The 7,155-nt window shown below is 64.7% G+C and carries 10 protein-coding genes; 5 read left to right on the top strand and 5 right to left on the bottom strand.

Annotated elements, in window-relative coordinates; all coding sequences use genetic code 11:
- From IC50_RS31300 to IC50_RS31280, 5 genes are all read right to left on the bottom strand, one after another.
- Nucleotides 1–952 (bottom strand): enolase C-terminal domain-like protein (locus IC50_RS31300; protein ID WP_035714275.1); only part of this gene is annotated, 952 nt, incomplete at its 3' end.
- Nucleotides 953–1,065: 113 nt separating this feature from the next.
- A complete protein-coding gene (locus IC50_RS31295; RefSeq protein ID WP_035714278.1) occupies nt 1,066–1,308 on the bottom strand; it encodes a DUF3297 family protein in 243 nt (80 codons plus the stop codon).
- An 11-nt stretch (nt 1,309–1,319) separates the two neighbouring features.
- Nucleotides 1,320–1,796 (bottom strand): glutathione peroxidase, encoded by a 477-nt coding sequence (locus IC50_RS31290; protein ID WP_035714270.1) that lies wholly within the window; start codon nt 1,794–1,796, stop codon nt 1,320–1,322.
- Nucleotides 1,793–3,199 (bottom strand): amidase family protein, encoded by a 1,407-nt coding sequence (locus IC50_RS31285; RefSeq protein ID WP_035714265.1) that lies wholly within the window; start codon nt 3,197–3,199, stop codon nt 1,793–1,795. Before IC50_RS31285 ends, IC50_RS31290 begins: the two co-directional genes overlap by 4 nt.
- A gap of 232 nt (nt 3,200–3,431) precedes the next feature.
- Nucleotides 3,432–3,689 (bottom strand): DUF6894 family protein, encoded by a 258-nt coding sequence (locus IC50_RS31280; RefSeq protein WP_035714263.1) that lies wholly within the window; start codon nt 3,687–3,689, stop codon nt 3,432–3,434.
- Nucleotides 3,690–3,951: 262 nt separating this feature from the next.
- Here IC50_RS31280 and pqqA point away from each other — a divergent pair, with 262 nt between their 5' ends.
- The 5 genes from pqqA to pqqE all read left to right on the top strand — a co-directional run.
- Nucleotides 3,952–4,032, top strand: a complete 81-nt coding sequence (gene pqqA, locus IC50_RS31275; RefSeq protein ID WP_007595659.1) for a pyrroloquinoline quinone precursor peptide PqqA — start codon at nt 3,952–3,954, stop codon at nt 4,030–4,032.
- Between the two features lie 118 nt (nt 4,033–4,150).
- Nucleotides 4,151–5,080, top strand: a complete 930-nt coding sequence (gene pqqB, locus IC50_RS31270; protein ID WP_035714259.1) for a pyrroloquinoline quinone biosynthesis protein PqqB — start codon at nt 4,151–4,153, stop codon at nt 5,078–5,080.
- A 20-nt stretch (nt 5,081–5,100) separates the two neighbouring features.
- Nucleotides 5,101–5,856 (top strand): pyrroloquinoline-quinone synthase PqqC, encoded by a 756-nt coding sequence (pqqC, locus tag IC50_RS31265; protein ID WP_440588157.1) that lies wholly within the window; start codon nt 5,101–5,103, stop codon nt 5,854–5,856.
- A 12-nt stretch (nt 5,857–5,868) separates the two neighbouring features.
- On the top strand, nt 5,869–6,180 hold the full coding sequence (pqqD, locus tag IC50_RS31260) for a pyrroloquinoline quinone biosynthesis peptide chaperone PqqD (RefSeq protein ID WP_035714255.1): 312 nt from the start codon (nt 5,869–5,871) through the stop codon (nt 6,178–6,180).
- The coding region (gene pqqE, locus IC50_RS31255) for a pyrroloquinoline quinone biosynthesis protein PqqE (RefSeq protein WP_035714253.1) at nt 6,177–7,155 on the top strand (979 nt) is incomplete at its 3' end. The genes pqqD and pqqE, both read left to right, overlap by 4 nt.

Below are 7,155 nucleotides of genomic sequence, written 5' to 3'. Positions count from 1 at the left end.
GGCTCGGCGACCAGCCGTGGGTCTTCAGCACCTCCAGCGTGCGCTGGTACTCGCACAGGTCGTAGGACAGTGCGCAGTCGAATTGCAGCCAGTCGCGGTCGGGGCGCATGCCGCCGTAGCGGATCAAATTGCGGGCGTCCTGATGGCTGAAGAGGTTCTCGCCTGTCGCCATCGGACCGGGATAGAATTCGGCGAGCGCGGCCTGCAGCGCGTAGTCGAGGGGATCGCCGGCCTCCTCGTACCAGAACAAGGGATAGTCGCGCAGCATCTTTGCGTAGGCGATGCCGGTTTCCAGGTTGAAGCGGCCGTTGGCATCGACCGCGAGCTGCGCGTCCTTGCCGATCTCCTTCAGCACAGCCTCGATACGTTTACGATCCTCCTCGATTCCCGCGCCGCCGATCTTCATCTTCACGACGTTGTAGCCGCGGTCGAGATAGCCGCGCATCTCGCCACGCAGCATCGAGAGATCCTTGCCGGGATAGTAGTAGCCGCCGGCGGCGTAGACGAAGACGCGCGGATTGGCGGTCACGCCGTGACGTTCGGCGAGCAGGCGAAACAGCGGCTTGCCCGCGATCTTCGCCATCGCATCCCACACCGCCATGTCGATGGTGCCGACCGCGACCGAGCGCTCGCCATGGCCGCCCGGCTTCTCGTTGGTCATCATCGCCCCCCAGACCTTGTCGGGGTCGAGATTGTCGCCGGGGCTATCCAGCAGCGACTTCGGATCGGCTTCGAGGATGCGCGCGGCGAACCGCTCGCGGATCAGGCCGCCCTGCCCGTAGCGACCGTTCGAGTTGAAACCGTAACCGACGACGCGTTTTCCCTCGCGCACCACATCGGTGACGACGGCGACCAGGCTCGTCGTCATCCTGGTGAAGTCTTTATAGGCGTTGCGGATCGGCGATGAGATCGGCTTTGTGATCTCGCGGACGTCGACGATGCGGACGGACATGGAGGTGGCTTTCGCTTATGAGCACGTCATTCCGGGATGGTCCGAAGGACCAGACCCGGAATCTCGAGATTCCGGGTTCTCGCTTCGCGAGCCCCGGAATGACGGCTTCGCCGTCATTTCTTGTCCCTGAAGTACGGCTCCACCGGCCCGTGCACCTTGATGGTCAGCGGATTGCCGTGGCGGTCCTTGGCGTTGCCGGCGGTGACGCGGACCCAGCCTTCGCTGATGCAGTATTCCTCGACATTGGTCTTCTCGATGCCCTTGAAGCGAATGCCGACGTCGCGCGCCAGGATGTCCGCGTTGTAGTAGGGGCTGTTCGGATCGACCGACAGGCGGTCCGGAAATTCTTCGCTCATGATCGTCTCGCTCACAACAGGGTCTCGATTTGCTGCCGCAATCCTTCGGGCCGCGCGGTCGGCGCGTAGCGCGCGACCACCTTGCCGGCACGGTCCACCAGGAATTTGGTGAAATTCCATTTGATGGAGGCGCCCAAGAGGCCGGATTGCTGACGTTTCAGGTACTCGTACAGAGGATGCGCGTTGGCGCCGTTGACATCGATCTTCTCGAACAGCGGAAAGGTGACGTCGTAATTGGTCGAGCAGAACACCTGGATTTCGCTCGCCTGCCCCGGCTCCTGCGCGCCGAACTGGTTGCAGGGAAAGCCGAGCACCGAGAAGCCGCGCGGCGAGAGATCGCGGTAGAGATCCTCGAGGCCGCGATATTGCGGCGTGAAGCCGCACTTGCTCGCGGTGTTGACGATCAGGAGCACCTGTCCCTCGAAACGGCGCATCGGCACCTCCTCGCCGGCAAGCGAGTTGGCCTTGAAGTCGTAGATGACGGTCATCGCTCGCCCACGGGGTCGATCGGCGACGGCGGTACGCCGCCGGCCTCGATCGCTTCGCCGGCGAGCAGGCAAAGGTCTTCGCGGTAGCGGCCGGAGACGATTTGCACGCCGACGGGCGACTTGCCGACGAGGCCGGTGGAGACCACGAGGCCCGGCAATCCCATGAAGGGAATGGCGATCTGCGGCAGCTGCGCCTCCCAGACGCGCTTGAAGGATTCGTCGTCCTTGCAGTCGAGATGATCCGGGAACGGCAGCTCGCCGGAGACCGGCGTCAGCAGCACTGCATATTTTTCGAAGAACAGCATCCAATCGCGGGTCAGCGTGGCGCGGCGGGTCAGCGCCTTCGCATAGTTCGCCTGATCCATCGGCGTGACCCTGGCGCGGTTGCCGCGCAGGCACGCCAGCGCGCCGGGGTCGCCCTCGCGTTCGGCCATCTCGAGCTGCGCCTCATAACCGTCGCCGAGCCAGAGCTTGATCTGCCACTCCACCGCCTCGCGCATCGGCGGCGTGTCCTCGATGATGTCGACGGTCCAGCCGGCGCGCTCCAGCCGCTTGCCGGCATCGCTCACCGCCGCCTTCACCTCCGGCGTGGTGGCAAGGCCGCCCGGATTGAGGCAGAGCGCGGCGCGCTTGTCCCGCGCGGGGCCTTCGAGCGGCACCGGCACGAACCAGGGATCGCGGATGTCGCGGGCCGACATCGCTTCGAGCGAGATCCTGATGTCGTTGACGGTGCGCGCCAGCGGGCCGGAGACCGCCATGATCTGCGGCCCGATCGGGCGCTCCGGCAGCGCCGGATTGAAGGCGGGGATACGGCCGAGCGTCGGGCGCAAGCCGTGCACGCCGCAGGCATAGGCGGGATAGCGGATCGAGCCGGCGATGTCGGTGCCATGGGCGATATGGCCGATGCCGGCGGCGACCGCCGAGCCGGCGCCGCCGGACGAGCCGCCCGGCGTCAGCGTGGCATCACGCGGGTTCTTGGTGTCGCCATGAACGAGATTGGTGGTGAACCAGCGGTAGGAGAAGGCCGGGCAGTTGGTGCGGCCGAGCAGGACGACGCCGGCTTTGCGGAAATTGGCGACCACCGGATTGTCCTCGCGCGCGATCAGGTCGCGCTGGAGTTTCAGGCCGTTGGTGGTGGCAAAGCCTTCCTGGTCGACATTGGCCTTGATGGTGACCGGCACGCCGGCGAGCACACCGGGGTCCTCTCCCCGCGCGATCGCGGCATCGACGGCATCAGCCTGCTTGAGCACATCGTCCGGCCTATGGTCGATCACCGCGTTGAGCGCGGGATTGACGGCGTCCAGGCGGGCGAGGCCGGCCTGCGCGGCTTCCCTGGCGGACACCTTTTTGGATTTGACGAGGGTGGCGAGGTCGGCAGCCGACAGGCGCCAGAGATCTTGCATGGCTTGCTCCGTGTGACCGGCGTCTTTTAGCGCCGGGAACGCGGCAAGGCCATGCGGATTTCGCGGGGGTGGAGGGCGGGTTTGGCGCCAGGTGGCGCCTCATTCGCCGTCATTGCGAGCGTAGCGAAGCAATCCAGACTGCCTCCGAGGAAGCAGTCTGGATTGCTTCGTCGCAAGGGCTCCTCGCAACGACGTGGAGAGAGCTGCGTGCCCCTAATCCGGCCGTCGGCCTCTAATGCCGCGTCGCGGACGGGTCCGGCAGGTCCAGCAGGGCCTCGGTGAAGGGAAACTCCAGCACGATCTCACCATCGGCGTCGGTCACCTCGATGACTGCCTCCAGCAGGGCCCGCTGGGTGCCTTCCGACTTCACGACTTCAAGAATCATCTGGCGCGCGACCTCCCAGGCGCGATCGGGGTTGCGCAGGTCCTCGCCGTCAGGATCCACGATCAATTCGTCGCCGATGCGGGTGTTGAAGAAATATCTGGGCATGCCTGATCCAATGGGGTCGCCTGTAGCCGAATAGAAGCCATTCCATACTCACAACTCGTTTATCCCGACAGGAATCACGACCTATTGGCTATTTTGCGTATGGCTTCGCTCATCTTTACGGCCGCAATGCGCTCTCTTTGCAATGCAGCAATTCTGCCGGTCTACTACCTAGGTCGGGAAAATTTCACTGGCGAACTTCTCCGCCAGCATTAGTCTATTGGGCGGGCGAATACGTCCCGAATTCGCAAAATGGAGAGCCGAAATGGCCTGGAAAGCCCCGAAGATCGTCGAAGTGCCCTGCGGCATGGAAATCAACATGTATGTGAGCGCCACCCGCAAGTAAGCGGCTGGCGAGATCGCGTTCTGCGCAGGTGGATCTTTCGGTCACGATGCGTTTCCGGAAGACAGGATTTGTGTCGGCCTGAGATCCACCTCGCGAATTTGCCTCCAGGAGACGGATCATGCTTCGCGTCGTCGTCCTGGGCGCCGGGGCCGGCGGCGGAGTTCCACAGTGGAATTGCGGCTGCGAGGGCTGCCGGGCGGCTCGTCACGGCGGCCGTGAGCTTCAGCGGACCCAAGCCTCGGTCGCCTTCAGCGGCGACGGCGAGCACTGGTTCCTGATCAATGCCTCCCCGGACCTGCGCCAGCAATTGAATGCCACGCCACTGCTGCACCCCAAGGCGGGCGCGCTGCGTCACACGCCGATTGCGGGCGTGATCTTGACCAACAGCGAAGTCGATGCGGTGGCGGGCCTGCTGTCAATGCGCGAGGGCTCGCCCTTTACGGTGTATGCGCACGAGAAGGTGCTGGCGATCCTCGGCGCCAACAGCATCTTCAACGTGCTGAACGAGAAGAACGTGCGGCGCCAGCCGATCGCTCTCCGCGAGCCGTTCGAGCCCCGCCTGCCGGATGGTGCGCGCTCCGGCCTGGAGGTGCTGCCCTTCGCGGTGCCGGGCAAATCGGCCTGGTACCTGGAAGGCAAGGTGCATCCGGGCGGCGAGAGCGGCGACGGCGACACGCTGGGCCTGAAGATCACCGACAAGGCCACGGGCAAGTTCTTCTACTTCATCGCGGCCTGCGCCGAGGTGACCGACGCGCTCAAGGCCGAGATCGACGGCGCCGCGCTGGTGTTCTTCGACGGCACCGTCTGGCGCGACGACGAGATGATCAAAGCCGGCCTCGGCCACAAGACCGGCAAGAGCATGGGACATGTCGCCATGTCCGGCGACGACGGCGCCATCGCGCGGCTGGCCGACCTCAATATCGACAGGAAGCTGTTTCTGCATATCAATAACTCGAATCCGGTGCTGCTGCCCGGCTCGCCCGAGCGCAAAGCCGCGGAGCAGGCGGGCTGGCAGATACCCGCGGATGGAACGGAGATCGTGCTGTGAATGCCGCATCACTGACTGGAATGACCGCGCTCTCGATCGGCAGGGATATCAGGCTCAACTCCGCCGAGGAGCTGGAGGCAACGCTGCGCCATATCGGGGCGACGCGCTATCACAGCCTGCATCCGTTCCATAAGCTGCTGCATGGCGGCAAGCTGAACAAGGGCCAGGTGCAGGCCTGGGCGCTCAACCGCTACTATTACCAGAGCACGATCCCGATCAAGGACGCGGTGGTGATCTCGCGCTTCCGCGACCGCGCCACCCGCCTGGAATGGCGCCATCGTATCGAGGACCATGACGGCGATGTCGGCAGCGAAGGCGGCATCGAACGCTGGCTGAAGCTGACCGAAGGCCTCGGGCTCAACACGGCCTACGTGGAATCCACCGAAGGCATCCTGCCGGCGACGCGCTTCGCGGTGGAAGCCTATGTGCATTATTGCCGCGAGAAGAGCCCGCTGGAGGCGATCGCCTCCTCGCTCACCGAACTGTTCGCGCCGAACCTGCATGAAGAGCGCATCGCCGGCATGCTGGAGCATTACGATTTCGTCAACCCCGACATCATGAGCTACTTCAAGCGGCGCCTGACCCAGGCGCCGCGCGATGCCAATTTCGCGCTCGACTATGTCAAGTCGCATGCGAGGACGCCGGAGGAGCGCGCCTCCGTCTGCAACGCGCTGATCTTCAAGACCAACGTGCTGTGGGTGCAGCTGGACGCGCTCCAGCACGCCTATGTCGATGGCCACATTCCGCCGGGCGCGTTCGTGCCCAAAGCGGGTTGAAGAGGAACAGCAATGGCCGGGCCGCGTCATATCAGCGTCAGCGAGGCAAGCCGCCCCGTGCTGCCGCGGCATGCCAAGCTGAAATACGACGAGACGCGAAAAGTCTGGGTGATCCTGGCGCCGGAGCGCGTGCTGGCCCCGGACGAGATCGCGGTCGAGGTCTTGCAGCTCTGCGATGGCGACCGCAATGTCGGAGACGTCGCCGATCAGTTGGCTGCGAAATACGCAGCGCCGCGCGAGGCGATCCTGGCCGACGTCATCGCCATGCTGCAGGATCTCGCCGACAAGGGCTTTCTCACCGAGATCAGGGAGAAGACGTCATGAGCGACGTGACCATCCCACCCAGCGACAGCCTTGCGGTGCTGGAGAAGCAACGCTCGACGGCGGAGACCTTCGGCATTCCGCTCGCCGTGCTGCTCGAGATCACCCATCGCTGCCCGCTGCAATGCCCCTATTGCTCCAACCCGGTCGAGCTCGACCGCTCGGGCAAGGAGCTGACCACCGACGAATGGAAGAAGGTCCTGAGCGAGCTCGCCGAGATCGGCGTGCTCCAGGTGCATTTCTCCGGCGGCGAGCCGACGGCGCGCAAGGACCTCGTCGAGCTGGTCAAGCACGCGAGCGATGCCGGCCTCTATACCAATCTGATCACCTCGGCGGTGCTGCTGACGCGTGAGAAGCTCAGCGATCTCGCCGATGCCGGGCTCTGCCACGTGCAGATCAGCTTCCAGGGCATCGAGGAAGGCCCCGCCGATCGCGTCGCCGGCTACAGAGGCGGCCACCGCAAGAAGCTCGAAGTCGCGAAATGGACGCGCGAGCTCGACCTGCCGCTCACCGTGAACGCAGTGATGCACCGGCAGAACCTGCACCAGCTCCCCGACATCATCCAGATGGCGCTCGACCTCGACGCCGACCGGCTGGAGGTCGCCAATGTGCAGTATTACGGCTGGGCGCTGAAGAACCGCGCCGCGCTGATGCCGACCGTGGCGCAGCTGGACGAGTGCACCCGGATCGTCGAGGAGGCGCGCGAGCGGCTGAAGGGCCGGCTGACGATCGACTATGTCGTGCCGGATTACTACGCACTGCGGCCGAAGAAGTGCATGGGCGGCTGGGGCCGGCAGTTCTTCAACATCTCGCCCGCCGGCAAGGTGCTGCCCTGCCACGCCGCCGAGAGCATCACCGGGCTCGACTTCGAATCCGTGCGCTCCAACCATTCGATCGCCTGGATCTGGCAGAACTCCGAGGCCTTCAACCGCTATCGCGGCACCGGCTGGATGAAGGAGCCGTGCAAGAGTTGCGAAT

The organism is Bradyrhizobium genomosp. I (2014), assembly GCF_000261685.1.
Classification (GTDB): Bacteria; Pseudomonadota; Alphaproteobacteria; order Rhizobiales; family Xanthobacteraceae; genus Bradyrhizobium.
Note: the sequence above shows the minus strand (reverse complement) of the source record. Positions and strands in the feature narration are given on the sequence as shown.